Raw genomic sequence first — 25,277 nt, 5'->3', positions numbered from 1 at the left:
GGCGTGAAACGGGGGCATCGAGTTACGCATTGAGCAGGCAAAAAGACGATTCTTGTAGTATAACTACAAGCTTGCTACATCCCCGGCACCTGCCAATAACAAAGAGTCGATCCCTTTGAATCTGCTGCAACACATCGCCCAGTCTCGCCACCTGTTACGCAAGTCGGAGCTCAAGGTCGCCGACCACGTGCTGCTTGACCCTGCGGCAGTGATGCACAGTTCCATGGCCGACCTGGCCCATAGCGTGGGGATCAGCGAGCCGACGATTGTGCGGTTCTGCCGCGCCATCGGGTGCTCCGGGTTCCAGGATTTGAAGCTGAAGCTGGCGCAGAGCCTGGCGGCGGGTGCGAGCTTCGGGCAGTTCGCGATCCATGAAGACGATTCGGTCGCTGACTACAGCCTGAAAATCTTCGACACCACCCTGCACACCCTGATGGAGGTCCGCGAGCGGCTCGATCCGGTGGAGTTGCAGCGGGCCGTGACGCTCATGTCCCAGGCCCAGCGTGTGGAGTTCTACGGCTTTGGGGCGTCGGGTGCGGTGGCGGCGGATGCCCAGCACAAGTTTTTCCGCTTGCTGCTGACCGCTGCGGCCTATTCCGACCCGCACATGCAGGCGATGTCGGCGGTGACCCTGAAGCCGACCGACGTGGCGATCTGCATTTCCCAGTCCGGGCGCTCCAAGGACCTGTTGATCACCGCCAACCTGGTGCGAGAAAGCGGCGCCTCGCTGATCACCCTGTGCCCGAGCCAGACACCCTTGGCCGAGCTGTCGACGGTCAATCTGGCGATCGACGTGCATGAAGACACCGAAATCTATACACCGCTGACTTCGCGCATCGCCCACCTGGTGGTGATCGACGTATTGGCGATGGGCGTGGCCATGGCGCGCGGGCCGAGCCTGGTCAATCACCTCAAGAGCGTCAAGCGCAGCCTGCGCAGCTTGCGACTGTCGCCCAAGTCGGTGAAAGCGCTGGACGACTGATTCTGACCCCAGATGGCTGGAAGGTCGTTCCGACCTTCATTCGCGGGCAAGCCCGCTCCCACAGGGTTCATGGTGCTCACACATTTTGTGCAACACAGTCGATCCCTGTGGGAGCGGCGGTGCGGCGATCCGACTTGCCCGCGAAGGCGTCCTCTAAAGCGACAACTTTCATCTGCCTGTAACCCGCAAGCCGCCAAACCGTCATCCCCCATGCCCATCCTGTAACTCCCGTCATCGCCTTGGGAGACTCGAAATGGCCCAGCCCTACGAAGAACGCAACAGCGCCGTCAGAACCCGTCGCCAGCAGGAAGACCAGCGCCGCATGGAATTTCGCCGCGCCATCGAAGATCGTTGCGAACGCCGCCAGCTGCTGGCCGAGATTGGCGACTTTCCCGACGAACTGGAACTCAACTACTGGCAGGCAGCTCCCGCGGCTTCCCGTCGAAACGCTCAACCAGGGCGCTGATCTGCAGCCGCTCGCTGCGGATAAACGCAAGGAACGCGTGCGCCACCGGTGACAGTCGCTTGGCCTTGGCCTGCACCAGGCACCAGCTGCGATACAGCGGCAGCTCTTCGACCGGCAACTCGATCAGGCCGCCGGTCGCCAATTCAAGGTTCAGGGCGTGGCGCGTCAACAGCGCCACGCCCAGACCCGCCGACACACATTCGCGTTGCGCTTCGGCTGACGAGACCTCCTGGGTCTGGTTGAAGTGCACACGTTTCTCCTTGAAATACTCTTCACAGGCCAGCCGCGTTCCGGAACCGGACTCGCGCAGCAGGAGTGTGTAAGGTTCCAGGTCCTGCAAGCGTAGAGGGCCCATGTGACACAACGGATGATCCGGTGGCGCCACGGCGACGATCGGGTTGTTGAGGAACGGCAGGAATTCCAGGCCCATATCCTGCGGCACCATGGACATGATCACCAGGTCATCGCGATTATCGGAAAGACGTCGAATCACTTGCCCCCGGTTGACCACCGTCAGTTGCAGGTTCACCTCTGGATGCTGGCGCTTGAACGCGGCAAACAGATGCGGCACGAAATACTTGGCGCTGGATTCCACCGCCAGTTTCAGTTGGCCCTGCAACGAGCCTTGCATGTCCGAGAGCTGCATATCGAGGTTTTCCAAGCGGCCGAAAATGTCCCGACTGGCGCGCTGTAAAGCCTCGGCCGCTTCCGTCATGTAGAGTTTTTTGCCTACGTAATCGAACAAGGGCTGACCAATCAGCTCCTCGAGTTGACGAATCTGCAGGCTGACGGCAGGTTGTGTGAGCGACATTTCTTCGGCTGCACGGCTGTAGGACCTCAAATCACAGACTTCGTTGAAGATCTGCAGCTGACGCAATGTCAGACGCATCAAGGACTTACGCATAATTAAAGGTCTCCGTCGGCAGACTGATGCGTCAACTATAAGTCTTTACTTATGCATGACCCAATAATTAATCATTTTTGTTAATCCCTTGTGGGGGCTAGTGTGGGGCTGCGACTAAATTGAAACATTTGGTCACGCGTCGACCTGGTCTAGCAGGTCGTGGGTACCACCGGCTCAAGGGAACCTCCAAGTGATAAAAAAGATCCTGATCGCCAACCGTGGTGAGATTGCCGTAAGAATCGTGCGTGCCTGCGCCGAGATGGGCATTCGCTCGGTCGCGGTCTATTCCGACGCCGACCGCCATGCCCTGCATGTGAAGCGTGCGGACGAAGCCCACAGCATCGGTGCCGATCCGCTGGCCGGCTACCTGAACCCGCGCAAGCTGGTGAACCTGGCTGTGGAAACCGGCTGCGATGCCTTGCACCCAGGCTACGGTTTCCTTTCGGAAAATGCCGAACTGGCGGAGATCTGCGCCGAGCGCGGTATCAAATTCATTGGCCCGTCGGCTGAAGTGATTCGCCGCATGGGCGACAAGACCGAAGCTCGCCGCAGCATGATCAAGGCTGGCGTGCCGGTCACCCCGGGCACTGAAGGCAATGTTTCGGGGATCGAAGAAGCCCTCGTCGAAGGCGAGCGCATCGGTTACCCGGTGATGCTCAAGGCCACTTCCGGTGGTGGCGGTCGCGGCATTCGTCGCTGCAACAGCCGCGAAGAACTCGAGCAGGCGTTCCCCCGCGTGATCTCCGAAGCCACCAAGGCGTTCGGTTCGGCGGAAGTGTTTCTGGAAAAATGCATCGTCAATCCGAAACACATCGAAGCGCAGATCCTCGGCGACAGCTTTGGCAACGTGGTGCATCTGTTCGAGCGTGACTGCTCGATCCAGCGCCGCAACCAGAAGCTCATCGAAATCGCCCCGAGCCCGCAACTGACCCCGGAACAGCGCGCCTACATCGGCGACCTGTCGGTGCGTGCGGCCAAGGCCGTGGGTTACGAAAACGCCGGTACCGTGGAGTTCCTGCTCGCCGAGGGCGAGGTGTACTTCATGGAGATGAACACCCGGGTGCAGGTGGAACACACCATCACCGAGGAAATCACCGGCATCGACATCGTCCGCGAGCAGATTCGCATCGCGTCCGGCCTGCCGCTTTCGGTGAAACAGGAAGACATCCAGCACCGCGGTTTCGCGCTGCAATTCCGGATCAACGCCGAAGACCCGAAAAACAACTTCCTGCCGAGCTTCGGCAAAATCACCCGTTACTACGCGCCCGGCGGTCCCGGCGTGCGTACCGACACGGCGATCTACACCGGTTACACCATTCCACCGTTCTATGACTCCATGTGCCTGAAACTGGTGGTCTGGGCGCTGACCTGGGAAGAGGCGATGGACCGTGGCTTGCGAGCTCTGGACGACATGCGTCTGCAAGGGGTCAAGACCACCGCCGCGTACTACCAGGAAATCCTGCGCAACCCGGAATTCCGTAGCGGCCAGTTCAACACCAGCTTCGTTGAAAGCCACCCTGAACTGACCAACTACTCGATCAAGCGCAAACCCGAAGAGCTGGCCCTGGCCATCGCCGCCGCCATCGCCGCCCACGCAGGCCTGTGAGGAATAAAACAATGTCCAAGAAGATTCATGTAACCGACACCATCCTGCGCGACGCCCACCAATCGCTGCTCGCCACCCGCATGCGCACCGAAGACATGCTGCCGATCTGCGACAAGCTCGACAAAGTCGGCTATTGGTCGCTCGAATGCTGGGGCGGCGCGACGTTCGACGCCTGCGTACGTTTTCTCAAAGAAGATCCGTGGGAGCGCCTGCGCCAACTGCGTGCCGCATTGCCTAACACGCGTCTGCAAATGCTATTGCGTGGTCAGAACCTGCTGGGCTACCGCCACTACAGCGACGACGTGGTCAAAGCCTTCGTCGCCAAGGCAGCGGTCAACGGCATCGACGTGTTCCGCATCTTCGATGCCATGAACGACGTACGTAACCTGCGCACGGCCATCGAGGCGGTAAAAGCCGCCGGCAAACACGCTCAGGGCACCATCGCGTACACCACCAGCCCGGTGCACACCATCGACGCGTTCGTGGCCCAGGCCCGGCAAATGGAAGCCATGGGTTGCGACTCGGTGGCGATCAAGGACATGGCCGGTCTGCTGACTCCTTACGCTACTGGCGAACTGGTCCGGGCGTTGAAATCCGAGCAGTCGCTGCCCGTGTTCATTCACTCGCACGATACCTCTGGCATGGCCACCATGTGCCAACTCAAGGCTATCGAAAACGGCGCCGACCACATCGACACCGCGATCTCCAGCTTCGCATCCGGCACCAGCCACCCAGGCACCGAATCGATGGTCGCTGCCCTTAAAGGCACCGAATTCGATACAGGCCTGAACCTGGAACTGCTGCAAGAGATCGGTCTGTACTTCTACGCCGTGCGCAAGAAGTATCACCAGTTCGAAAGCGAATTCACCGCTGTCGACACCCGCGTGCAAGTCAACCAGGTACCGGGCGGGATGATTTCCAACCTGGCCAACCAGTTGAAAGAGCAGGGCGCCCTCAACCGCATGAGCGAAGTGCTGGCGGAGATCCCGCGGGTTCGCGAAGACCTCGGCTTCCCGCCGCTGGTGACCCCGACTTCGCAAATCGTCGGCACCCAGGCGTTCTTCAACGTGCTGGCCGGCGAGCGCTACAAGACCATCACCAACGAAGTGAAACTTTACCTGCAAGGCGGCTACGGCAAGGCGCCAGGCACCGTGAACGAACAACTGCGTCGTCAGGCGATCGGCAGCGAAGAGGTGATCGACGTCCGTCCAGCTGACTTGCTCAAGCCGGAAATGACCAAGCTGCGTGCCGAAATCGGCGCCGTCGCCAAGTCTGAAGAAGACGTGCTGACCTACGCCATGTTCCCGGACATCGGGCGCAAATTCCTCGAAGAACGCGCTGCCGGCACCCTGACTCCAGAAGTGCTGTTGCCGATTCCGGAAGCGGGCGGCGTGACCTCCGCCGGTGGCGAAGGCGTGCCGACCGAGTTCGTCATCGACGTCCACGGCGAAACCTACCGCGTCGACATCACTGGCGTTGGCGTCAAGGCGGAAGGCAAGCGTCACTTCTACCTGTCCATCGACGGCATGCCGGAAGAAGTGGTGTTCGAACCGCTCAACGAGTTCGTCGGCGGCGGCAGCAGCAAGCGCAAGCAAGCGACTGCACCGGGCCACGTCAGCACCACCATGCCAGGCAATATCGTCGACGTGCTGGTCAAGGAAGGCGACATGGTCAAAGCCGGCCAGTCCGTACTGATCACCGAAGCGATGAAGATGGAAACCGAAGTCCAGGCAGCCATCGCCGGCAAAGTCACCGCCATCCACGTGGCCAAGGGCGACCGGGTAAACCCGGGCGAAATCCTGATCGAAATCGAAGGCTGAGTTAACAGCCTCGATTCAACGCTTTAAACCTCGGGGGGGCATGTGCTCCCCTTTTTTTATGGGTTCGGCACAGCCCCTAACCGCGACACTCAGCCAGGGTTTTCACCTGCCCCGCATCCGTCTGGTTCTCATCGGACAGCCACCGTTCAAACCCCCCGCCAATCGCTGGCCATTCCGCGTCCAGAATCGAATACCACGCGGTATCCCGGTTCTGCCCCTTGACCACCATGTGCTGGCGGAACACCCCTTCAAAGCTGAACCCCAGCCGTTCGGCTGCGTACTTGGAGCGGGCGTTGTCGTTGTTGCATTTCCACTCCAGGCGCCGGTAACCCAGATCAAAGGATGCCTTGGCCAGCAAATAAACCGCCTCGGTGCTTTTTGGCGAACGCTGCATCGGTGCGCCGAAGGTCACGTGGCCGATCTCGATTCGGCCCTGTGACGGCACGATCGACATCAGGCTGAGGATGCCTTGCACCTCGCCGTTGGCGCGATCGATCACGCTGAAGAAATACGGGTCGCTGTTGGCCGCATGATTATTCAGCCAGTCATTGAATGCACTGCGCTCCGGGAAGGGTCCATAGGGTAAATAGTCCCACAGCTTCGGATCGGAGCCTGGGCCTTGCAGGGCATTCCACAAGCCGTCGCCGTGGCGTGCCGGGTCGAGTTTTTCCAGGCGGATGAAGCGCCCTTCGATCGTTTGAACCGTCGGTGCCGGAACGCCTTTCCAGTCCGCGAGTGAAGTCGTCATGCTGTGCTCCCTTAACCTTGGATGGCCTTGCGAAACTGGATGAAACCAGGACGTTCGGCGATGCGCTCGTAGAGCTGTATCGCGGTGGCGTTGGTTTCGTGGGTCAGCCAGTGGACCTTGCAGCAACCGTCCTCTTTGGCTGTGGCGTACACATATTCGATCAGCTTGCGGCCAACGCCGGTGCCGCGCATTTGGGGCGTTACCAGCAGGTCTTGCAGGTAGCAGGCGTTTTCGATGCTCCAGTTCGAACGGTGGTAGATGAAGTTCACCATCCCTACCGCTTCGCCACTGGCCCAGGCCAGCGCCGAGTGGGTCGGTTCATCAGGGTCGAGCAGGCGCTGCCAGGTGCTTTGGGTGACGGCCTCGGGCAGTTCGGTGTTATAGAAACGCAGATAGGCCTGCCACAACGGCAACCAGGCCGCATGATCATCGGCAGTGACCTGGCGAATCTCGATCTGACTCATGTTCATTCCTTAACGCATCAAGTGGGCGAGGGCCTGGTCATGCGCATCGGGGCTGGCGGCGAGCCCCTCGCGCACGCCGGCGATATCGGCAGGGCTGCGGTTCTGGCTGAGTTTGCGCTTACCTTCCAGGCACTGGATCGGCAAGGCAAAACCGACGATGGCCTTGAGCATCCCGTCAATGTAGTCCGCGGGCGCATCCGCGACCTTCCACGGATTGTTTCGACCTGCTTCATGACGATCCGTCAGAGCACTGACCAGATCGCGCAGGCGATCAGCGTCGGTGAAAACCTCGGCCGTGCCGTAGGCGTGCACGGCGACGTAGTTCCAGGTCGGCACGACCTTGCCGTGTTCGGCTTTGCTCGGGTAGAACCCCGGGCTGACGTAGGCATCGGCCCCGGCAAAAATCACCAGTGCTTGAGCGCCGTTCTGCAATGCTTTCCATTGCGGATTGGCCCGGGCGAAGTGACCGTAGAGGGTACCGTTCGGACCTTGGTCGGGGCGAAGCAGCAGTGGCAGATGACTGGCCTGCAGGCCTTCCTCCCCATGGGTAACCAACACGGCAAGGCGGGTGCCGAGTATCTGCTGCTGCAATTCAGGCAAATCGTTGATGGCAAAGTTGCTTGGCGTGTACATGGAGATTTTCCTTGGCGAATGTGTTCATCCTAGGCAGGCTATTGGTCTGTTGTAAGAGCCATTAATGACCAATTTCATAGGTCCATTGCCATGACCAGCGAATCACCGTCCTTGTCGTTCAATCCTGCGGGTATCGAACTTGATCGCCGTCAGGGCTTGAGCCGGCAGTTGTATCAGGCGTTACGGGTACGCGTGCTCGACGGCAGATTGGCCAGTGGCACGCGGTTGCCGGCCAGTCGCGATCTGGCGGCGGCATTGGCGATTTCCCGCAACAGCGTGGTCCGGGCCTACGATCAGCTCTACGCCGAGGGCTTCATCGAAGGGCGTGTTGGCGACGGCACTTATGTTGCGCAACTGCCTCACGCGATGCTGCCGGCTAAAAAACTATCCACAAAAGTATCCACAGGGTTGTCAACAGGCTTACCCACAGCCTTATCCACAAATTGCGCGGATTTAGCTGTGGTTTCATCCAGTAAAGTTATCCACAGTGGTGCCTTGGAGAGGGTGGAAAAGAATCATTTGGCAACGCCGCCGAGCGGTCCACCCCGGGCGTTTCGGGTCGGCGTTCCGGCCTTTGATCTGTTTCCGTTTGAGGTGTGGGCCAAGCTGAACGCGGCTTTCTGGCGTAAACCGGATTTGCAGCAGCTGTGCTATGGCGATCCGGCAGGCGATGGGCGCTTGCGCGGCCTGATTGCCGCATATTTACGCAGTTCACGAGGCATGCAGTGCACGGCTGAGCAAATAGTGATCACCAGTGGCGCGCAGCAGGGGATCAGCCTTTGTGCACAGCTGCTGGTGGAGCCGGGCGATGGGGTGGCGCTCGAGAATCCGGGGTATCGGGCGGCGGGCCATGCGTTCGCAGTGGCTGGGGCGCGATTGCATGGGATAGCGGTAGATAGTGAGGGAATCGATTGCACCGAACTGGCGGAACTGGGTGATTGTCGCCTGGCTTATGTCACGCCGTCGCATCAGTACCCGACCGGGGTGGTCATGAGCCTGGCACGTCGCCTCGAACTGCTGGCCTGGGCTGAACGCAGCCAAGGCTGGATTGTCGAGGACGACTACGATGGCGAATACCGCTACAGCGGCGCGCCATTGGCGCCCTTGGCGGCACTCGATCGCCAGGGGCGGGTGCTGTACGTCGGGACCTTCGGCAAAGTCGCCTTTCCGGCATTGCGCCTGGGTTATCTGGTATTGCCGCCAGCATTGGTGGATGCATTCTCCCAACGTCGTGCGGTGGATGTACGGCATTCCGAGGTCAGCACACAGGCGGTGATGGCCGAGTTCATGGCTGCAGGGCATTTCCAGCGACACATTCGGCGTATGCGCCGTGCTGCGCTGAGCCGGCGTAACACTTTGCTGTCCGGTTGGCCCCAGGGTATCCCCGGTATCGGTAGCCTGCCGAGTGTCGCGGCAGGGCTGCACCTGACGGTCGCGGTCGAGTCTGTGGCCCGCGAGCAGGCGCTGATCGAAAAAGCGGCCAGCGTCGATGTCGAGATCAATGCCCTGAGCAGCTACTGGTTGCCGGACTCGCAACAACCGGAGGACCAGCGCGCCGGACTGGTCCTGGGTTTTGCGGCGGTGCCCGAAGTCGCCATCATCGAAGCACTCCGGCGCTTGGACAGAATCTGGCGCACATGAGTCATGCACCCCCCGTCAGGGTTACACGTCAGTCTTCGACTACAGGCTCCAGGTCAAAAAACAGCTTTCGTAACACCGGGTCATCGATCTTGCGCAAAACCCCATCGATGGGCTCGACTGTGGCGAATGTTTTTTGTTGCTCCTCGGTAAGCGTTTTCAGATAGGTTTCCGAGATCTTCAGGTGCGCGGCAGCGGGATAGTCTCGAGGGCTTTTCAGGGTAGGGTAATGGAAATGGGCGACCCAGAGTTCCCGAGCATTATGGGTCTTGTCGAGAATCCGGTATTCCTGAAAATAATCGCCCAGCTGCTTAGTCTTGATTCGGCCTTTGTCTCGGCGCAATTCAATCTGAGCATTCTCATGCATCCATCTGAATATAGACTGGGTGGGCTTCCTCAATGTGTAGAGACTGGCGCGAATGCTTTTGCCGGTTTCGCGCATTGTCGCAGCTGCCGCACGTAATTGCGGCGCTAAACTGCGCACCGGAAATTCCTTCGTTCGGGACCAAACCTCGTCAACGCTGGTAGCGCTTTGTTCGAGCCGGCTTGCTTGTTGATCGAATATGTCCTGCATGTCAGCAGGGACACGCGAAGGTCGATAAGCGTCCTTGATGGTACGTTTGATGAACGGATCTGCATCTTCAGACAGCATCAGACCTTTGCTGATGATTTCACCGTCACTCAGCGTCGATGGCAGTCTTGGACGACTTTCCAAAGTGAGCAAGCCAAGAGACTCGTCAATGGTCGGCGGTGCTTCACTGCTGGTCGACTGCCGCGGCCGGGTCTTTCTCACCTTGCCCGTCGGGTGTGGCGCTGCCGACTTCGAAGGCCCGGCAGACTCACTCGGGTTCAAGGACTTCTCCTCATTTATCAGCGATAAGCGCAGGACTTGAGCGTTTGTTGCAAATCCGCCAATGAGGTCGCGCAGATGGTCAAGTCGCGCCTGCTTGAAATGACCGGGATAGGTTTTTGGCAGTTCCAGAAGTCGCTGGTCGATATCGGCAAAGGTTTCGAGTATCTGACTCAGCTCTTCGATCTGTTTTTGCGGGCTGGTATCGTCTGCTGTTTTTTTCAGGAGCTGTGCAATCCGGTGGGCGGCGGTGGCCCCTCTGACGATCAGTTTTGCGACGTCACTGCGAGCCTGCGGTATTGTCACGCTGGCCTGATCTTCCATGCACAGTTCCTGAGCGATACCGATTTCATTGGCCTTGAGTTCCCATTCAGTGAATAAAGGGGTCATTTTGCGGATGGCCTGTGCCTGTTCAATGCCTGGCCTTCCAAGCGTTCGCATTGCATCGAGCGCCGAGCGTGATAGTCCAAGTTTTTCGACCATCGCCTGGCTTAAGTCTGTTGCTTGCTGCACATGCCTGACATGGGTTTGCTGTGATGTTTCCTCTATCGAGGTTTCAGACCGCAAGACATTGGTCAGCTTGGCGTATTCACTTTTTTTTACGACGAACCAGAACGAAAGATGTTTCTGCAATTCGGTATGCATTCGAAGGGAGTCATGGATGTAACCCTCACTGCCGCCCAACGTATGCCATTCCTTGAGCTGCTCAAGGGCCTGCTGGTAGGCTTGGATCATCACGTCCAGTTTTTCCACGTAAACGGTTGTTAATCGGTCATGGTCCTCTTCCGTGGCTGCAAACATATCTGCCTGAGCCTTGATCACATCGTTCTTTTTTTGCTCTTCGCCCCCTTCCGCGACCTTCTTGCCTTGAAACAGATCCAGTTCTGTTTGCAGTTTTTTTTTCCGTTCACCCTTCTCCTTTAGCAGGGCTTTGAGACGATTTTTTGGCCCGCCGCCCCTCAGGCGCAATCGCAGGTCAAGAACCCATCTCCCGTCACGATCATTGGTCAGCCATGGGCCATATTTTCCAGGATCATCGGGATAAACGATCTGCACTTGGCCATCCTCGGTGACGCTGACGTTGAACCAGCGCGTACCGACATTGGCGTACGTTTTTTGATCAAAATGATAGAGATGGGGTGGTTTCTCGTTAGTGCGGCTGACCTCTTCGTTGTTCAAGTCTGGCGACGTGACTTTGAGGGTGTCCAGGTAGGTGCCGAGTTCCAATGGCGTACGCCGGGGAACTGACCCGGCGGTCTCTACCAAAGCGTTATGAGCCGATGGAAGTTCTCGGAGCAAGCGGCTGGTGTCCAGCGTGATGGCGGTGGTCGCGGGGGATGGAACGGCGCGCTCTTCCAACGGCTCGGGGCTGATACGGGGCTTGTTGGACAGCGCTTTACGCCGCATTACCGCGTGATGACTGAGCAGAATACCCAGGGATAACAGGATGTCTGCCTCGGATCGCCACTGGTTAAAGCTGTCGCCTTTTTCATGGGCGTCGAGGGCTTGTTGAATTTGCTCGATAACCTGCCAGGCCCAGACCGCGGTGCCGACGGCGCCACTGAGGAAGTTGGTCGCGACGCCGAACAATGCCCAGCTGCTGTCTTTGAGCAGCGTCCAGCGCCGCTCGGCATTCGATTGCGACTGGCGGTCCGCAAGGGTGACCAGCGCCTGGGCATTTTTTCTGAACAGTACAGTGAGAGTGTCCCCAGTCATTTCCTGGGTTTCCAATACCACTCGCCCGAACTGCTCCGCCCTGAGGAAAGGATTGACCAGTTGTTCAGCCGCTAACCACGGAGACGGCAACCCCACCGGAAACACGTACTGGGAATACTCGAAGCTCAGCGTTTTGGTCGCAAGCCAGGCAAGTACCGAATCGCGCAGCTCTCCGGGCTGGTGCAAGGCATAGAGCAGATTCTGCCGCGAGGGGAACTGCATCAACGGTACATCCTGCATCGGCCGGTAAAGCAGACAGGCCCCCTTGGTATCGTCCCGAGGGCTGATAATGAACATGTTGGTCACGGGGTCGCTGGCGCTGATCAAGCGGTGTTGCGGCCTCAGCGTCAGGGGGTAGATAGCGATGGGGTTGGCAGGGCCAGCATTCATCCATTGGCAAATGTACTGATAGCCTTGCTCGGTAACCCCCGACTCTTGTTTGATCTTCTCTTCCAGTGCCTTGAGCGGTAACAGCCAGCGTAATTGATCACGATAGAAGTGGGCCTGACGTTGGGATGTGACCGGGTCATCGATCAGCGTTTTCTTGATCAGTGCCGGGTAGGCACCGCCTACGTCCACGTTGGCCGCTATGCGGGTGAGCAATTGCGGCGTCAGCCAGTCAGGAACCTGCGCACCGTTTTTGAACGAGAGTGCCGCCCTATAGGGCGCATTGTTCTCCAGCGCGAACTCAGCCAGTGTTTCAGTGTGCTGATCAAGAGGGTTGGGCAGGGTGAAATTATCAACGGTAAAGCTGTTGATCACCTCGATTTGCAAGGCGTCCCACGGCAGTGCTGCGGCACCCACTGCACGTGTATCGGCGATGATCGCGTCACGCATCGATTGGTGAGCAAATTGCCTGATGGAGGGTATTTCGGTTCTCGCGACCCTGTACTTGGCCTTGCGATACAGTTTCCCCAGGGCGGTGATGTAACGACGGTAATCATCCATGTCCTTGGCGGGTGCATTGCGCAGCCAGTCAGGGATTGCCGCGTCCAGTTGTTTGACACGTGATTGATCGAGGGTATCCAGCCCCTTTCCGGGCTCCGGTACGTCGGTGTACGCGTCGGCGTATCTGAGTTGATCAATGCTGTCTAGTTGCGATGACACCAACGCCCAGGCCATATGATCGAAAACGTTGCCATCGGGCTCGAATAATCGCCATTCCAGTGCGGCCCCTGTCGGCAGCTGGTCGAGCCGCCCAGGCAGGGTGCTTCCGAGTTTTTCCAGCGAATCGAACGACTCGTAGCCTCGCTCGATCGTGTACAGGACGATGAGCTGGCGAAGGCGGTAAGTTGCCTTGATCACCAGTGCTCCGCCGACCAGAAGATGCCTGGGTATTTCATTTTCAACGACGTCGATATCGATCAGGCACGCCTGAACGGTCGAAAAATCGGTATTCGTGTTTTTCCGTGAAGTTCTGTCCGGGTCTGCGAAGACTTCCCGGGCCATGGTGCACTCGTCCGCATCCCAGCCTTTCACCTGGTTTACATTGAGCGCCTTTCGCAGCGAGTCGGAAAGTGTTTGCCAGCGAGGTCGCTCATCCACCTTCTGATTCCAGAAACTCAGCTGGCGGCCCTGGAATTCAATGAACAACAAGGCGACCGCTTCATTGAGCGTCAGGGCGACTTGCTCGATGCTGACCGCGAGTTGGACCGGGTCGTCGGCCTGCGGCTCCAGCGTCAGGAAGTGGTCCCCTTCGATATAGTCCACAGTCGTTCCGTTGAGCCCGTGACTCACCAGCGCATGGGTCAGCGATTCGTAACGGATCGGCCCGCTCTGGACCTCATCGTCGATCACTTGCCATTGCGGGCTGCCGACAACTGCTTTGTCGGGGTCGATGTCCAGGTCGGGGAATTGTTCTTTCAGCATTTGGCGCAGCAAGTGCGACGCGACCTCGTTTAGTGTGGGACCGTGGCTTGTCTGGTTGACCAGGTCGCTTTTTTCCACAAGAGGTTCGGTTTTGCCGCTGTCGGTGTTGTCTGTCATGGTTGTTTCCTTCGATGCAGGGATCAGACGAACGCGTCAATCCTGGCGATGGCATCGAAGGTAGAGGCCTGCGATTGAAGGGAGGTGGTAACTAATTACCGCAGGCGAACAAACGCTTGGGGAAGCCAGTATTAAGGTCAGCGACTTGCAATACTTGTCCCTGACTTGAAAAACAAACCTCCTGGCAGCAGCAGGAGGTTTTCAAGGCTTAGGTACCTGATTTTATCTTGGTCCAGGCCCGGGTTCGCGCGCGTTCGGCATCGCGCGGCAGCGGTTGCAGGGTGTAGAGCGTACCCATCGCCGTTTCGGTCGGGTACAGGTTCGGATTGTTGCGGATCGCCGGGTCGACCATTTCCGTAGCATCCTTGTTCGGGTTCGGATAGCCGACAAAGTCGCTGACCGGCGCGATCACCTGAGGTTGCAGCAAATAGTTGATGAAGGTGTAGGCGTCTTGCGGGTTCTTCGCGCCGTTGGGGATGGCAAGCATATCGAACCAGATCGGTGCGCCTTCTTTCGGCAGGCGCATGTCGACGATCACGCCATTCTTGGCTTCCTTGGCGCGGTTGGCGGCCTGGGAGAAACTGCCGGAGTAACCGACTGCGACGCAGATGTCGCCGTTGGCGATGTCGGCCATGTATTTGGATGAGTGAAAGTAAGTGACGTACGGACGAATCTTCATCAGCAAGGCTTCAGCCTTCGCGTAGTCCGCCGGCTTCTTGCTGTTGGGGTCCAGGCCGAGGTGTTGCAGGGCGAGCGGAAGGATCTCCGACGGCGAGTCGAGCAGGGCGACGCCGCACTGCTTGAGCTTGCTGATGTTCTCTTCGTTGAAGATCAGGTCCCAACTGTCCACCGGCGCATTGTCGCCCAAGGCAGCCTTGACCTTGTCCGGGTTGAAGCCGATCAGGATGGTGCCGTACATGTAGGGCACGGCGAATTTATTGCCGGGGTCGTTGGCTTCGATCAGCTTCATCAGCTTGGGATCGAGGTGGTTCCAGTTCGGCAGCTTGCTGCGATCCAGTGGCTGGAACACGCCGGCTTCGATCTGCTTGGCGAGGAACACGTTGGAGGGCACCACCACATCGTAGCCGGAGTTGCCGGTCAGCAGCTTGGCTTCCAATGCTTCGTTGGTGTCGAAGATGTCGTAGACCAGCTTGGTCTGGGTGTTCTGGGTCTTGAAGTCTTCCAGTGCCTTGGGGGTGATGTAGTCGAACCAGTTGTAGACGCGCAACGTTCGCTCTTGCGCGTGCACGGCGCCACTGAGCACGGTGGCGCAGAGCACTGCAGGGAAGAGTGCGGGAGCGATAAAACGCTTGAGTTGATTCATTGTTTCAATTCCTCATTGAGCGCTTTCAAAACCTTCGAGAACGTTCACGGCGTTGATGCCGATTTCCTCTACCGCATAACCGCCTTCCATCACGAACAATGTCGACTTGCCGAGGCGTGCGATGCGCTCGCCCATCGCCAGGTAATCCGGGCTGTCGAGCTTGAACTGGGAAATAGGGTCGTCCTTGAAGGTGTCGACGCCCAGGGACACGACGATGATGTCGGCGTCGTACTTTTCAATCTCTTTGCAGGCTTGCTCCAGCGCAGCGCTCCAGGTGTCCCAGCCCGAGCCGGCGGGCAAAGGGTAGTTGAAGTTGAAGCCTTCGCCGGGGCCTTCACCGAGCTCATCTTCGTAGCCGAGGAAGAACGGGAATTCGGCTTCTGGATGGCCGTGGATCGAGGTGAACAGCACGTCGCTGCGTTCGTAGAAGATCGATTGAGTGCCGTTGCCGTGGTGGTAATCGACGTCGAGGATCGCGACCTTTTTGTGGCCCTGATCGAGGAAGGCCTGGGCGGCGATGGCGGCGTTGTTGAGGTAGCAATAACCGCCCATCAAGTCGCTGGCGGCATGGTGTCCCGGCGGGCGGCACAAGGCAAAGGCACTGCGGGCGCCGCGCTGGATGGCGGCTTGGGCAGTCAGCGCCACTTGCGCCGCACTGTACGCCGCTTGCCAGGTGCCGGCGGTGATTGGTGCGCCGCCGTCGAAGCTGTAATAGCCGAGCTGGCCGTGCAGGCTGGTGGGTTTGATCCGGCGCAGCGTGCGGGCCGGCCAGGTGTAGGGCAGCAAGTCACCGTCGGTATTGAACTCGGTCCAACGCGCCCAGGCGCCTTTGAAGAAGTCGAGGTAGTCGCGGTCGTGAATGCGCTGGATCGGCCCCAGGCCAAAATCCTGCGGCGCGTCCACCGAACCGAGGTCGCGGTTTCGCACGCGCTGTAGAACGTGGTCGGCACGGGAAGGCATTTCGAAGCAGGGCATCAATTGCCCGTCCATCAATTCACAACGGCCGTGGTGCAGATGGTGATCGTCCGAGTAGATCGTCAGCATTTTCTTGTTCTCCGCAGGCTGATTAGGTTGAACACAGTCTTGCGGGGCGCGGCGTTTGGGAGAACGGCAGGAAAGGCCAAAAGGGGATCGATATGGCCAAAAGGTTTGACCGAAATTCGCCCCTTATTGACGCAATAGCGGTATTTCAGGCAACGAATGATTCAAGGTCGAAACTGGCTGGGCGCCACGCCGCTCCAGCGCACAAACGCATGACGAAAGCTCGCGGTCTCGCTGAAGCCCAGCGCCTCGGCGATCTGGTAGATCGGCATCTGGTCTTCACACAGCATCAGCTTGGCTTGTTCGAATCTCAATTCATCCAGCAACTCCTGATAACTGCACCCAAGGTCCTTCAGATGCCGACGCAACGTGCGCGTCGAACAGTTCATCTGCTCGGCCAACCCCTCCAGCCCCGGTGCCGCGTGCAGTTGCGCCCGAAGCAGCTGCCGAATCCGTCCCAGCCAGGCCTGGCGTCCAGTGAACTCGGTGTTCTGTTTGCGGCAGCGTTCGGCCATGGCCTGATGGGTGATGACATCGGCAAGCGGCAGGGGCTGGTCGAGCCAGCGATTGTCGAAAGCGAAGGCATTATCCCGGGCCTCGAAGCGCAGCGGACAGTTGAAGTGTTCGGCGTAGCTGGCTTCATAGTCGGGCGCGACATGTTCGAAGCGGGCAGCCAGCAATGGCAGCGGATGGCCGAGCAGGTCGTCGCAGATGATTTTCAACGACACCAGGCAGAACTCGGCGTTGAATACGGCCAGCGCCGGATTTTCTCTGTAGTCGGCGGCCACGAACCAGATACGTTCGCCGTCGCCCTCGAGGCTCAACTCGAAAAGTGTTCCCAATAGCGCCGGATAACGTATCGCCAGACGTAATGCGTCACCGAAGGTGGCACTGGTGAGCAGGGCATAGCCCAGCATGCCGTAGGAAGAAACGTGCATTCGCCGGCCCAGTTCCAGGCCGATGTCACGCTTGAGCGCGACGGCGTTGGCGCAAACCTGCATTTCCTGGTTGGTGGTGATGCGGGTGTCCGCGCGGTTCAGATCCGCGGGGCTGATGCCGCTGCCCGCCAGTAGCGCCTCGCTGGACAATCCGTCGGCCTTAAAGGCGTTGAGCACCAGGGACACGGCGTTGAGGGTGGTGAGGTGGGAGTGGAGCATGGGTGGCTTCCAGCCTTGGGATGGCTGGAGCGCAGCAAGTTACATGCCCAATGACGAGCACCTGTAGGAGCTGGCTTGCCAGCGAAGGCGGCGTGTCAGGCGACATCAATGTTGGAAGTGATGGCCTCTTCGCTGGCAAGCCAGCTCCTACAGGGGGGGGTGTGTCAGCCGAGCTCGCCGCACAGGTCGAGTTCGACCAGGCGCCGTACTTCTGCGGTGTCGAGTCCGGCACCCAGCAATCCGTGCAATTTGCCGAACGCGGCTTCACGGGTCATGCCGCCACCCGACAGCACGCCAACGCCACGCAATCGGCTGCCGGCCTCATAAACATCCAGCTCGACGCCACCTTCATGGCATTGCGTTACCGCGATCACCACCACCCCTTTGTCCCGCGCCCGTTCCAGGCTGGCAAGAAACGCTGGGTTGTCGCTTGGCCCGGTACCGCTGCCATAGCACTCCAGCACCAAACCCTGAATGCCGCTATTCAGAACGCCATCCAGCTGCTCGGCGCCAATGCCGGGGAACAGCGGCAATACGGCGACTTTCGCCAATTGCTTGCTCTGGTTGTAATTCAGCTGTGCTGGCAGGGATGTCGCCTTCACACCGCCGCCCTGACGCTCAAGTCGCTTGAAGGGATGACGACCGAAACTGCGAACCTTCGCGCAATGGGTCGGGTCCAGCAGTTCGCCGTGGAAGTACAGATGAACGCCCGGTGCCAGGCCCTGGCCCAAAGCAACCAGTGCCCCGCTGAGGTTTTCCCAGGCATCGCTGTCGATCACGCCAGCCGGCAGCATCGAGCCGGTGAAGACTACGCGGGCGTGCAGTCCGAGCAACTGAAAACTCATGGCGGCAGCGCTGTAGGCCAACGTGTCGGTGCCATGCAGGATCAGTACGCTGTCGCAGCCTTGTCCATCAACAGCGTCGACCACCGCTTCGCGCAGTTGCTGCCAGTAAGCCGGGCTCATGTTGGCGCTGTCGATCAGCGGTGACATCTCGCGAAAGCGCCATTGCGGCACTACCCGCTCAGGCTGGCTGGAGAGGTACTCGCGCATCCGCGCTTCGAAACCGGACGCCGGGGCCAGGCCGTGGGCACTGGCTTGCATACCGATGGTGCCGCCGGTGTAGAGCACCATGACGTGCCGGGCTGCGGGATAATTCGAGGAATTCATGAGGGTTCTCCGAGAGCGATGACAGCATGCGGGTGAGCATGACGCTGACGGCACCTGGTGTCACGTTGGGCGTACGCGGTTGTTGTGCAGGCGTTGAAACGGAGGTGCTTTGTAGGGTTTGGGCTGAACTTGAGGGCCTCTTCGCTGGCAAGCCAGCTCCTACAGGGGACCGGGTTGCCTGTGTAGGCGCTGGCTTGCCAGCGAAGGGGCCAGCCCAAGCACCACAAATCCAAAAAAAAGGGCCTGGGGATTAAATCCCCAAGCCCTCAAAAGGTGAGAGGTGTCTAGTCCCTCGACCTGGTGAGCGTGGCTCTTGATGAGAAGAGCCGGGCGTTCGGTTATGCCTTCAGAGGCACCAGACGCGGAGCAATCATGTTTTCCGGGCGCAGGATGTCGGCGAGCATTTCGTCGTCGAGCAAGCCTTCTTCGCGCACCAGTTCCAGCACGCCGCGGCCGCTTTCGAGGGCGATACGGGCGATGCGGGTGGCGTTTTCATAGCCGATGTAGGGGTTCAGTGCGGTGACCAGGCCGATCGAGTGTTCGACCAGTTCGCGGCAACGCTCTTCGTTGGCAGTGATGCCGACAATGCAGTGCTCGCGCAGCATGTCCATGGCGCGTTGCAGCAGACGGATCGAGTCGAAGATCTTGAACGCGATCAGCGGCTCCATCACGTTCAGTTGCAGCTGGCCGCCTTCGGCCGCGATGGTCAGCGCGAGGTCGTTGCCGATGATCTGGAACGCCACCTGGTTGACGGCTTCCGGGATAACCGGGTTGACCTTGCCTGGCATGATCGAGCTGCCTGGCTGACGCGCCGGCAGGTTGATTTCGTTGATGCCGGTGCGAGGGCCGCTGGACAGCAGGCGCAGGTCGTTGCAGATCTTCGACAGCTTGACCGCGGTGCGCTTGAGCATGCCGGAGAACAGCACGAAGGCGCCCATGTCGGAGGTGGCTTCGATCAGGTCGGCGGCCGGAACCAGCGGTTGACCGCTGATCAGTGCCAGGCGTTGCACGGCCAGGTGCTGGTAACGCGGGTCGGCGTTGATGCCGGTGCCGATCGCGGTGCCGCCGAGGTTCACTTCGGTCAGCAGTTCAGGTGCCAAAGTCTTCAGGCGTGCCAGGTCTTCGCCCAACGTGGTGGCGAAGGCGCGGAATTCTTGCCCCAGGGTCATCGGTACGGCGTCTTGCAGCTGGGTACGACCCATCTTCAGAACGTGGCTGAACTCTTGACCCTTGGCGGCGAACGCCTGGATCAGGCTGTCGAGGCTGGCCAGCAGCGCGTCGTGACCCAACAGTAGACCCAGACGGATGGCAGTCGGGTAGGCGTCGTTGGTCGACTGCGCCATGTTCACGTCGTTGTTCGGGTGCAGGTATTGGTATTCGCCTTTCTGGTGACCCATGGCCTCCAGCGCAATGTTGGCGATCACTTCGTTGGCATTCATGTTGGTCGAAGTGCCAGCGCCGCCTTGAATCATGTCCACCACGAACTCTTCGTGGAAATCGCCGCGGATCAATCGGGCACAGGCTTCGCTGATGGCAGCGTGCTTGGCTTCGCTCAGATGACCCAGCTCGCGGTTGGCGTCAGCGGCAGCCTGTTTGACCATTGCCAGGCCAACAACCAGCTTCGGGTAATGCGAAATCGGAACGCCGGAGAGGCGGAAGTTGTTCACCGCTCGCAGGGTCTGGATGCCGTAATACGCTTGAGCAGGTACTTCGAGTACGCCAAGCAGGTCTTTTTCTGTGCGGAAAGATGCAGCGGAGGACATGATAGAAATCATCTCGATATGGACCCGGGCTGTGCCGGAACACTGCAAATGCTAGGCTTGTGCAGCATTTTGGGCCAATGCTGTTAAACACTGGCCTATGCATATTCGGCATAATGTCGGTGTGACGCCGTGTCTGCGGCGAGCGTGTGATCTATTTTGGTGCGTGTCCGGGAGGACGTGATGAATCTGGAAAGTAAATGGCTTGAGGACTTCAGTGCCCTGGCCGCCACCCGCAGCTTCTCCCAGGCTGCCGAACGGCGTTTCGTGACCCAGCCGGCTTTCAGCCGGCGAATCCGCAGCCTGGAAGCCGCGCTGGGTCTGACGTTGGTCAACCGCTCGCGCACGCCGGTCGAACTGACAGCGGCGGGGCAATTATTTCTGGTGACCGCGCGGACCGTGGTCGAACAGCTCGGCGAAGTGCTGCGCCATCTCCATCACCTGGAAGGTGGGCAGGGCGAGGTGATGCAAGTCGCTGCCGCCCACTCGCTGGCGCTGGGATTTTTCCCGCGGTGGATTGCGCAGCTGCGCAACGAGGGCTTGAACATTGCCACGCGGCTGGTGGCGACCAACGTGGGTGACGCGGTGCACGCCCTGCGTGAAGGAGGCTGTGACTTGATGCTGGCGTTCTATGACCCGGACGCTGCCATGCAGATGGATCCGGAAATTTTCCCGTCGCTGCATCTGGGTAATACCGAAATGTTGCCGGTTTGTGCGGCTGACGCCGAGGGCCAACCGCTGTTTGATCTGGAAGGCGACGGCAGTGTGCCGCTGCTCGCCTACAGCGCCGGTGCATTTCTTGGGCGTTCGGTGAATTTGCTGCTGCGTCAGCGCGCGCTGCGTTTCACCACCATCTATGAGACGGCCATGGCCGATAGCTTGAAAAGCATGGCGCTGGAGGGGCTGGGCATCGCCTGGGTGCCGCAGCTCAGCGTACGCGCCGAACTGGCGCGCGGTGAGCTGGTGGTCTGCGGCGGCCCGCAATGGCATGTGCCGCTGGAGATTCGCCTGTATCGATGTGCGCTGGTGCGCAAGGCGAATGTGCGGTTGTTGTGGCGCAAGCTGGAAGGCGGCGCAGCGCAGGGTACTTGAGCATATCGACTAACCCTGTGGGAGCGGTGTAATGGATTGACCTTCAAGTCAATAAACCGGGACTTTGTGCGCTATGACAGATGGTCGATTCGGGGGCTGTTTATCTGCCTCATTACGGTATACTGCGCGGCCTTCGGCCGGTTCGCCCGGCCTTAATTCGTACACTCAAGCCACGCCGGATCTCCCGCGTGGCTTGTTGTTTTTTGACGCGCCTGCGGGCGCCCAGAGAGAAGAGGCACGACGATGAGCGCACTGGTTGGCGTGATCATGGGCTCCAAGTCCGATTGGTCCACCCTTAGCCACACCGCCGATATGCTGGAAAAGCTCGGCATCCCCTACGAGGTGAAAGTGGTCTCTGCCCACCGCACCCCGGACCTGCTGTTCCAGTACGCCGAAGAGGCCGAGGCGCGGGGCATCGAGGTGATTATCGCCGGTGCCGGTGGCGCGGCCCACTTGCCAGGCATGTGTGCGGCCAAGACCCACCTGCCGGTACTGGGCGTGCCGGTGCAGTCTTCAATGCTGTCGGGCGTCGACTCGCTGCTGTCTATCGTGCAGATGCCAGCGGGCATTCCGGTCGCGACCCTGGCCATCGGCAAGGCCGGCGCAATCAACGCCGCCCTGCTCTCGGCGAGCATCCTGGGCGCCAAGCACCCGCAGTTTCACGCGGTGCTGAAAACTTTCCGTGCTGAGCAGACAGACAGCGTCCTGGAAAATCCAGACCCACGCATCGCCTGAGGTTGTTGACGATGAAGATCGGTGTAATCGGTGGCGGCCAGTTGGGCCGCATGTTGGCGCTGGCGGGTACTCCGCTGGGCATGAACTTCGCTTTCCTGGACCCGGCGCCGGATGCCTGCGCTGCTGCATTGGGCGAACACCTGCGCGCCGATTACGGCGACCAGGACCACCTGCGTCAGCTGGCCGATGAAGTCGATCTGGTGACCTTCGAATTTGAAAGCGTCCCGGCCGAAACCGTAGCCTTCCTGTCGCAATTCGTCCCGGTCTACCCGAGCGCCGAAGCCCTGCGCATCGCTCGCGATCGCTGGTTCGAGAAGAGCATGTTCAAGGACCTGGGCATTCCAACCCCGGCGTTCGCCGACATTCAATCGCAAGCCGACCTGGACGCCGCCGTGGCTGCCATCGGCCTGCCGGCCGTGCTGAAAACCCGCACCCTGGGTTATGACGGCAAGGGTCAGAAAGTCTTGCGCAAACCTGACGATGTGGTCGGCACTTTCGCGGAATTGGGCAGTGTGGCTTGCCTGCTGGAAGGCTTCGTGCCGTTCACCGGTGAAGTCTCGTTGATCGCCGTGCGTGCCCGCGATGGCGAAACCCGGTTCTATCCGCTGGTGCACAACACCCACGACAGCGGGATTCTCAAGCTGTCCGTGGCCAGCACCGATCACCCGTTGCAAGCGCTGGCTGAAGACTACTCCAGCCGGGTGCTCAAGCAGCTGAATTACGTCGGCGTGATGGCGTTCGAGTTCTTCGAGGTCGATGGTGGCCTCAAGGCCAACGAAATCGCCCCGCGGGTGCACAACTCCGGGCACTGGACCACCGAAGGCGCCGAGTGCAGCCAGTTCGAAAACCACCTGCGGGCCGTTGCCGGTCTGCCGCTGGGTTCGACAGCCAAGGTCGGCGAGAGCGCGATGCTCAACTTCATCGGCAAAGTGCCGGACACCGAGAAAGTCCTGGCCATCGCCGATTGCCATCTGCATCACTATGGCAAGGCGTACAAGGTCGGCCGCAAGGTCGGTCACGCCAACCTGCGTTGCGCCGACCGCGAGACCCTGGCTGCGCAGATCCTCAAGGTCGAAGCACTCATCGCCGAATAGTTTCATGTGGCGCCGGCGGAACCATCCAGGGGCCGCCGTTCTCTCATGGCAGGATGCCAAAGTCTGACTAGGCTTTCGCTAGGTATCCTGTCCCACCAATACTCTTGGTGAGACAGGACACAGCCAATTCAATCAGAGGGAAATGACATGGGAATTATCGGAACCATCTTTATCGGCTTGATTGTCGGCCTGCTGGCGCGGTTTCTGAAACCGGGCGATGACAGCATGGGCTGGATCATGACCATCCTGATCGGTATCGGCGGTTCGCTGGCGGCCACTTACGGCGGCCAGGCTCTGGGCTTCTACCAGGCCGGCGAAGGCGCAGGCTTCCTGGGCGCGCTGGTGGGTGCCGTGATATTGCTGGTGATTTACGGCATGATCAAAAAGAACTGATGGAAGCGACAAAGCCCTCTCTGCCAAACGCGGGGGAGGGCTAGAATGCTCGGCGTTGCACCGTCCACTCCTTTGCCGAGCACTTTCATGCGCCGTCTTCTGCTGACTTTCCTATTACTGGGTGCGGGCCTTGCCCATGCCGGCGAATTGCCGGAAACCGACTGGCTCGACCTGATGCCCAAGTCGGACCAGAAGGCCCTCGAGGCCATGCCTGAAATCGACCACGACTCCCCCGAAGCCAATGGCACCTTCACCGAAAAGGGTGGCATGAAGCAGAGTAAAGGCTTGCCGGCGGTGATGTACTCGACCAAAACCGTGCCGTCGATGAATGACAAGAATATCCGCCTCGGCGGCTATCCGGTGCCACTGGAGTCCGACGCCAAGGGGCGCAGCACGCTGTTCTTCCTGGTGCCCTATCCGGGCGCCTGCATCCACGTACCGCCACCGCCGCCCAACCAGTTGGTGCTGGTGCGTTATCCGAAAGGCTTGAAGCTGGATGATATCTACACGCCTCTGTGGGTGACGGGTACGCTGAAGATCGAGAAGGTCAACAACGACCTGGCTGATGCGGCGTATGCGCTGGATGCGGCGAAGGTGCGGGTAGTAGAGGAATCAGACTTGTAACGGCCATTCTGGCCAGGCACAAACCAAAACTGTGGGAGCGGGCTTGCTCGCGAAAGCGGTGTAACAGTCAACGATGATGTTGAATGTTATGGCTTCTTCGCGAGCAAGCCCGCTCCCACATTTTGGTGTTGCGGTGTTACAGGGATTTGCTGGCGATACTCACGCCAAGGGTATGACTGGCGCCCGGTGCCAACGTCACCACATCATCCATCACATTCGCCGTCTCAATGCACAGCATGCGCTGCCAGCCGTCGTCGGCCATGTCGCTGAACGCTGCGGCACGATCGATCCACGGGTTCCAGATCACCGAGGAGCGCGAACCGCTGCTGGTCAGCTCGATGCGTCGTTCCCAGGCCGGGTCGACAATGCTCAGCTTCGCCGGAGTATCGAGATAGATGCGATCGGTCTCGCCAGCAAACCGCAAATCACCGGCCTGACGCACAGTTTTCCAGTCGTCCAGCGTCTCGATGTAGCTCAAGCCATCCAGGCCTTCGACATGCACATTGCGCACATCGCTGACCGCGAAATAGCTGTGCAGCGCCTGGCTGATGGTGACGTGGCCGAAGCCCTGGTTATGGCTGGTCAAGCTGATGTGCAGTTGCTCATCCAGACGAATGCTCAGCTTCAAATCCACCTGATGCGGCCAACCTGGAAAACCGCCTTCGGGGCAGGGCAGGAGAAATTCCACGTTCAGGCTCTCGCCTTGCGCTTCGATGCCCCCCAGTTCCCAGTCCATCGCCCGCACCAGACCGTGGGCAGTCGGCGGTTCGCTACTGAAGCGCATCGCCTGGACACTTTGCGGGTTGCGCGAAAAATTACCGAACCACGGCCAGCACACCGGCACGCCCGCGCGGATGCTCTTGCCGGTCTTGAACGCAGCCTCGTCGTTGAGCCAGATCAGCGGCGGCTCGCCGGCCAATTGGTAACTGAGGATGTGCGCACCTTGCTGGGCCACCAGCAATTCGGCCTGCCCGTGGCGGATGCGCCAGCAGTTCAGTTCATCCAGTTTCACGGCTTCAACGTTGGGCGTTGTCATGGAACGGCTCTCGATCAGGAACAATATCTGCTATGGACC

At 59.6% G+C, this 25,277-nt stretch carries 21 protein-coding genes; 10 read left to right on the top strand and 11 right to left on the bottom strand.

Annotated elements, in window-relative coordinates; all coding sequences use genetic code 11:
- Positions 1 to 115: 115 nt before the first annotated feature.
- On the top strand, positions 116 to 982 hold the full coding sequence (gene hexR, locus ELQ88_RS02365; protein ID WP_028620399.1) for a transcriptional regulator HexR: 867 nt from the start codon (positions 116 to 118) through the stop codon (positions 980 to 982).
- 253 nt (positions 983 to 1,235) lie between these two features.
- Positions 1,236 to 1,448 (top strand): hypothetical protein, encoded by a 213-nt coding sequence (locus tag ELQ88_RS02360; RefSeq protein WP_128874542.1) that lies wholly within the window; start codon positions 1,236 to 1,238, stop codon positions 1,446 to 1,448.
- On the opposite strand, the gene ELQ88_RS02355 is transcribed toward ELQ88_RS02360, so the two are convergent.
- Positions 1,390 to 2,352 carry a LysR family transcriptional regulator gene (locus ELQ88_RS02355; protein WP_138963433.1) on the bottom strand — a complete coding sequence of 321 codons (963 nt, stop codon included), beginning with the start codon at positions 2,350 to 2,352 and terminating at the stop codon, positions 1,390 to 1,392. The two genes, ELQ88_RS02360 and ELQ88_RS02355, sit on opposite strands and share 59 nt — an antisense overlap.
- Before the next feature lie 190 nt (positions 2,353 to 2,542).
- Between ELQ88_RS02355 and ELQ88_RS02350 the strand changes: the two genes are divergently transcribed.
- Both ELQ88_RS02350 and oadA read left to right on the top strand, forming a co-directional pair.
- Positions 2,543 to 3,958 carry an acetyl-CoA carboxylase biotin carboxylase subunit gene (locus ELQ88_RS02350; RefSeq protein WP_138963431.1) on the top strand — a complete coding sequence of 472 codons (1,416 nt, stop codon included), beginning with the start codon at positions 2,543 to 2,545 and terminating at the stop codon, positions 3,956 to 3,958.
- An 11-nt stretch (positions 3,959 to 3,969) separates the two neighbouring features.
- Positions 3,970 to 5,778: a sodium-extruding oxaloacetate decarboxylase subunit alpha gene (gene oadA, locus ELQ88_RS02345; protein ID WP_128874539.1), complete on the top strand. Its 1,809-nt coding sequence runs from the start codon at positions 3,970 to 3,972 to the stop codon at positions 5,776 to 5,778.
- 76 nt (positions 5,779 to 5,854) lie between these two features.
- Here the strand turns inward: oadA and ELQ88_RS02340 are convergent, their stop codons facing one another.
- Genes ELQ88_RS02340 through ELQ88_RS02330 form a run of 3 tightly spaced genes read right to left on the bottom strand, consistent with a single transcriptional unit; the run spans position 5,855 to position 7,623 of the window.
- A complete protein-coding gene (locus tag ELQ88_RS02340) occupies positions 5,855 to 6,526 on the bottom strand; it encodes a GNAT family protein (RefSeq protein WP_138963429.1) in 672 nt (223 codons plus the stop codon).
- Positions 6,527 to 6,537: 11 nt separating this feature from the next.
- Positions 6,538 to 6,990 (bottom strand): GNAT family N-acetyltransferase, encoded by a 453-nt coding sequence (locus ELQ88_RS02335; RefSeq protein ID WP_128874537.1) that lies wholly within the window; start codon positions 6,988 to 6,990, stop codon positions 6,538 to 6,540.
- Positions 6,991 to 6,999: 9 nt separating this feature from the next.
- Positions 7,000 to 7,623 (bottom strand): FMN-binding negative transcriptional regulator, encoded by a 624-nt coding sequence (locus ELQ88_RS02330; protein ID WP_128874536.1) that lies wholly within the window; start codon positions 7,621 to 7,623, stop codon positions 7,000 to 7,002.
- A gap of 90 nt (positions 7,624 to 7,713) precedes the next feature.
- On the opposite strand from ELQ88_RS02330, the gene ELQ88_RS02325 reads away from it, so the two are divergent.
- Positions 7,714 to 9,264 carry a PLP-dependent aminotransferase family protein gene (locus ELQ88_RS02325; protein ID WP_138963427.1) on the top strand — a complete coding sequence of 517 codons (1,551 nt, stop codon included), beginning with the start codon at positions 7,714 to 7,716 and terminating at the stop codon, positions 9,262 to 9,264.
- 28 nt (positions 9,265 to 9,292) lie between these two features.
- Here ELQ88_RS02325 and ELQ88_RS02320 read toward each other — a convergent pair whose 3' ends face one another.
- The 6 genes from ELQ88_RS02320 to aspA form a co-directional block, all read right to left on the bottom strand.
- Positions 9,293 to 13,813, bottom strand: a complete 4,521-nt coding sequence (locus tag ELQ88_RS02320; protein ID WP_138963425.1) for a DUF6543 domain-containing protein — start codon at positions 13,811 to 13,813, stop codon at positions 9,293 to 9,295.
- A gap of 208 nt (positions 13,814 to 14,021) precedes the next feature.
- A complete protein-coding gene (locus ELQ88_RS02315; RefSeq protein ID WP_128874533.1) occupies positions 14,022 to 15,137 on the bottom strand; it encodes a polyamine ABC transporter substrate-binding protein in 1,116 nt (371 codons plus the stop codon).
- A 12-nt stretch (positions 15,138 to 15,149) separates the two neighbouring features.
- Positions 15,150 to 16,181, bottom strand: a complete 1,032-nt coding sequence (locus ELQ88_RS02310; protein WP_128874532.1) for a histone deacetylase family protein — start codon at positions 16,179 to 16,181, stop codon at positions 15,150 to 15,152.
- 161 nt (positions 16,182 to 16,342) lie between these two features.
- A complete protein-coding gene (locus ELQ88_RS02305) occupies positions 16,343 to 17,335 on the bottom strand; it encodes an AraC family transcriptional regulator (protein WP_138963423.1) in 993 nt (330 codons plus the stop codon).
- A gap of 164 nt (positions 17,336 to 17,499) precedes the next feature.
- Positions 17,500 to 18,504: an asparaginase gene (locus tag ELQ88_RS02295; RefSeq protein WP_138963421.1), complete on the bottom strand. Its 1,005-nt coding sequence runs from the start codon at positions 18,502 to 18,504 to the stop codon at positions 17,500 to 17,502.
- Positions 18,505 to 18,842: 338 nt separating this feature from the next.
- Positions 18,843 to 20,267, bottom strand: coding sequence for an aspartate ammonia-lyase (gene aspA / locus ELQ88_RS02285; RefSeq protein WP_128874529.1), 1,425 nt, complete (start codon positions 20,265 to 20,267; stop codon positions 18,843 to 18,845).
- 180 nt (positions 20,268 to 20,447) lie between these two features.
- Here aspA and ELQ88_RS02280 point away from each other — a divergent pair, with 180 nt between their 5' ends.
- From ELQ88_RS02280 to ELQ88_RS02260, 5 genes are all read left to right on the top strand, one after another.
- Positions 20,448 to 21,356 (top strand): LysR substrate-binding domain-containing protein, encoded by a 909-nt coding sequence (locus tag ELQ88_RS02280; protein ID WP_128874528.1) that lies wholly within the window; start codon positions 20,448 to 20,450, stop codon positions 21,354 to 21,356.
- A 243-nt stretch (positions 21,357 to 21,599) separates the two neighbouring features.
- Positions 21,600 to 22,091 carry a 5-(carboxyamino)imidazole ribonucleotide mutase gene (purE, locus tag ELQ88_RS02275; RefSeq protein WP_017341565.1) on the top strand — a complete coding sequence of 164 codons (492 nt, stop codon included), beginning with the start codon at positions 21,600 to 21,602 and terminating at the stop codon, positions 22,089 to 22,091.
- An 11-nt stretch (positions 22,092 to 22,102) separates the two neighbouring features.
- On the top strand, positions 22,103 to 23,185 hold the full coding sequence (locus ELQ88_RS02270) for a 5-(carboxyamino)imidazole ribonucleotide synthase (protein WP_128874527.1): 1,083 nt from the start codon (positions 22,103 to 22,105) through the stop codon (positions 23,183 to 23,185).
- A gap of 147 nt (positions 23,186 to 23,332) precedes the next feature.
- Positions 23,333 to 23,578 carry a GlsB/YeaQ/YmgE family stress response membrane protein gene (locus ELQ88_RS02265; protein WP_128874526.1) on the top strand — a complete coding sequence of 82 codons (246 nt, stop codon included), beginning with the start codon at positions 23,333 to 23,335 and terminating at the stop codon, positions 23,576 to 23,578.
- 87 nt (positions 23,579 to 23,665) lie between these two features.
- Entirely contained in the window at positions 23,666 to 24,202 is a 537-nt protein-coding gene (locus ELQ88_RS02260; protein WP_128874525.1) for a DUF3299 domain-containing protein, read from the top strand.
- Positions 24,203 to 24,338: 136 nt separating this feature from the next.
- On the opposite strand, the gene ELQ88_RS02255 is transcribed toward ELQ88_RS02260, so the two are convergent.
- Positions 24,339 to 25,238 (bottom strand): D-hexose-6-phosphate mutarotase, encoded by a 900-nt coding sequence (locus ELQ88_RS02255; protein ID WP_128874524.1) that lies wholly within the window; start codon positions 25,236 to 25,238, stop codon positions 24,339 to 24,341.
- Positions 25,239 to 25,277: the final 39 nt, after the last annotated feature.

Origin of the sequence: Pseudomonas sp. MPC6 (assembly GCF_006094435.1) — a bacterium.
In the GTDB taxonomy this organism is placed as follows: Bacteria; Pseudomonadota; Gammaproteobacteria; order Pseudomonadales; family Pseudomonadaceae; genus Aquipseudomonas.
The sequence above is the reverse complement of the archived record's forward strand: the minus strand, read 5'-3'. Positions and strand labels throughout refer to the sequence as shown.

What these genes read in the sequence shown, in the direction of transcription:
- oadA (WP_128874539.1), top strand. Translation starts at nt 3,970, where the DNA reads ATGTCCAAGAAGATTCATGTAACCGACACCATCCTGCGCGACGCCCAC.
- purE (WP_017341565.1), top strand. Translation starts at nt 21,600, where the DNA reads ATGAGCGCACTGGTTGGCGTGATCATGGGCTCCAAGTCCGATTGGTCC.
- ELQ88_RS02295 (WP_138963421.1), bottom strand. Translation starts at nt 18,504, where the DNA reads ATGAATTCCTCGAATTATCCCGCAGCCCGGCACGTCATGGTGCTCTAC.
- ELQ88_RS02325 (WP_138963427.1), top strand. Translation starts at nt 7,714, where the DNA reads ATGACCAGCGAATCACCGTCCTTGTCGTTCAATCCTGCGGGTATCGAA.
- ELQ88_RS02270 (WP_128874527.1), top strand. Translation starts at nt 22,103, where the DNA reads ATGAAGATCGGTGTAATCGGTGGCGGCCAGTTGGGCCGCATGTTGGCG.
- ELQ88_RS02330 (WP_128874536.1), bottom strand. Translation starts at nt 7,623, where the DNA reads ATGTACACGCCAAGCAACTTTGCCATCAACGATTTGCCTGAATTGCAG.
- aspA (WP_128874529.1), bottom strand. Translation starts at nt 20,267, where the DNA reads ATGTCCTCCGCTGCATCTTTCCGCACAGAAAAAGACCTGCTTGGCGTA.
- ELQ88_RS02260 (WP_128874525.1), top strand. Translation starts at nt 23,666, where the DNA reads ATGCGCCGTCTTCTGCTGACTTTCCTATTACTGGGTGCGGGCCTTGCC.
- ELQ88_RS02305 (WP_138963423.1), bottom strand. Translation starts at nt 17,335, where the DNA reads ATGCTCCACTCCCACCTCACCACCCTCAACGCCGTGTCCCTGGTGCTC.
- ELQ88_RS02360 (WP_128874542.1), top strand. Translation starts at nt 1,236, where the DNA reads ATGGCCCAGCCCTACGAAGAACGCAACAGCGCCGTCAGAACCCGTCGC.
- ELQ88_RS02265 (WP_128874526.1), top strand. Translation starts at nt 23,333, where the DNA reads ATGGGAATTATCGGAACCATCTTTATCGGCTTGATTGTCGGCCTGCTG.
- ELQ88_RS02315 (WP_128874533.1), bottom strand. Translation starts at nt 15,137, where the DNA reads ATGAATCAACTCAAGCGTTTTATCGCTCCCGCACTCTTCCCTGCAGTG.
- ELQ88_RS02280 (WP_128874528.1), top strand. Translation starts at nt 20,448, where the DNA reads ATGAATCTGGAAAGTAAATGGCTTGAGGACTTCAGTGCCCTGGCCGCC.
- ELQ88_RS02335 (WP_128874537.1), bottom strand. Translation starts at nt 6,990, where the DNA reads ATGAGTCAGATCGAGATTCGCCAGGTCACTGCCGATGATCATGCGGCC.
- ELQ88_RS02310 (WP_128874532.1), bottom strand. Translation starts at nt 16,181, where the DNA reads ATGCTGACGATCTACTCGGACGATCACCATCTGCACCACGGCCGTTGT.
- ELQ88_RS02320 (WP_138963425.1), bottom strand. Translation starts at nt 13,813, where the DNA reads ATGACAGACAACACCGACAGCGGCAAAACCGAACCTCTTGTGGAAAAA.
- ELQ88_RS02355 (WP_138963433.1), bottom strand. Translation starts at nt 2,352, where the DNA reads ATGCGTAAGTCCTTGATGCGTCTGACATTGCGTCAGCTGCAGATCTTC.
- ELQ88_RS02340 (WP_138963429.1), bottom strand. Translation starts at nt 6,526, where the DNA reads ATGACGACTTCACTCGCGGACTGGAAAGGCGTTCCGGCACCGACGGTT.
- ELQ88_RS02255 (WP_128874524.1), bottom strand. Translation starts at nt 25,238, where the DNA reads ATGACAACGCCCAACGTTGAAGCCGTGAAACTGGATGAACTGAACTGC.